Source organism: Cupriavidus sp. HPC(L) (assembly GCF_000307735.3).
Lineage (GTDB): Bacteria > Pseudomonadota > Gammaproteobacteria > Burkholderiales > Burkholderiaceae > Cupriavidus.
This window is the reverse complement of record NZ_AMPR02000373.1, coordinates 1-1,502: the sequence shown is the minus strand read 5'-3', so window position 1 is coordinate 1,502 and position 1,502 is coordinate 1. Positions and strand designations below refer to the sequence as shown.

1 protein-coding gene is annotated in these 1,502 nt (G+C 71.0%); it reads right to left on the bottom strand.

The annotated features are described in order from the left end of the window. The coding region (locus B551_RS18030) for a VTT domain-containing protein (RefSeq protein ID WP_023264711.1) at positions 1 to 1,502 on the bottom strand (1,502 nt) is incomplete at both ends.

The following is a 1,502-nucleotide window of genomic DNA, read 5'->3' as shown; positions in this document are numbered from 1 at the left end:
GCCTGCGCGGCATCCGCGCGCCGGCGCAGGCGCAGCAGCCACAGCACGCTGAGCGGGATCAGCAGCACCAGCAGCAGCAGCGCGACCGTCAGCGGGTTCGGATTGCGCGCCACCGCCGCGATGCGGTCGACCAGCGAGGCCGAGATCACGATGCCGGGCGTCATGCCGATCAGCGTGCCGAGCAGGCAGTCGCGAAAACGGATGCGCGAGGCCCCCACCACCAGATTGACCAGTGTGAACGGCGCGACCGGCACCAGCCGGAGCACCACCATCGCCAGCAGGCCGTGCTGGCCGACCTGCTGGCTCAACGCGTTCAGGCGCTTGCCACCATAGCGCCGTACCGCATCGCGCCCGACGAAGCGGCCGATGCCGTAGCCGGTGGCGGCGCTGAGCACGACGCCGCCGAGCGCGCACAGCGCGCCCTTGACCGGGCCGAACACGATCACCGTGACCACGATCAGCAGCGTCACCGGCACCATCACCAGTCCCGCGGCGACATAGGCGCCGAGCATCGCCAGCGGCGCCATCGGCATGTCGCGGATCTGCTCGACCACATCGAGCACGCGGCGGAAGTCCGCCCATTCGCGCAGCGGCGTATAGCGCCATGCAAATGCCAGGCCCGCCAGTACCACCAGCAGCAGGATCGCCACGCCCAGCCGGCCGATGACACGCGGACGCGCCTCGTGCGTCAGGAACTCATCGACCAGCCCGTCCGGATCGATCGGCTCGATCGGGTCCAGCAGCCGCTCGTCGGGCACCACGGCATCCACTTCGGGGACCAGCGGCGGATCGAAGGCCTGCAGGGTCCGTTGAGCGGGCCGATGACATCGCGCGATGGTCTCGTGCAGCGGCTCGCCGCGCGCATGGGCCGCGGCCAGTTCGTCGGCATCGCAGGCCAGGTGCTCGGCCACCAGCCGCGCGCGCATCGCCCGGATCGCCGCGGCGATGCGGTCATCGCCGCCGGCCTCGATCACCAGGTTGCATTCGGTGTCGAGCCCCATCGAGCGATTGTTCAGATTGGCCGAGCCGATCGTCAGCAAGGTGTCGTCGACCACCATGACCTTGCTGTGCACGTTGATGCCGGGCAGCGGGGCGCCGTCGGGGCCGGGTTCGCCCTCGCCGGGCAGTTGCGGGTAATAGAGCCGATAGCGATGCCCCGCATCGACGCTGCGCAGCTTGCGATGCGCGCGGGCGCGCAGCACACCCATGCTGTGCTCCTCCAGCCAGCCGCTTTCGCTGCGGCGCGAGACCAGCACGACCTCGGGGCCCTCCGGCTCGGCCAGCCGCGCGGCCAACGCGTCGGCCAGCACGCCCGAACTGAAATACTGGTTCTCGAGATACAGGGTGCTGCGCGCGGCGGCGATCGCGTCCAGATGCAGCGCGCGGATTTCGCCGACGCCGGGATCGCCGGCGAACGCCGGCGCGGTGCGCGCGATCGCCACCGGCACATCGGTCAGCAGCGGGGTGACGCCATCGGGCCACAGCCGCCGGCCGCGGACATC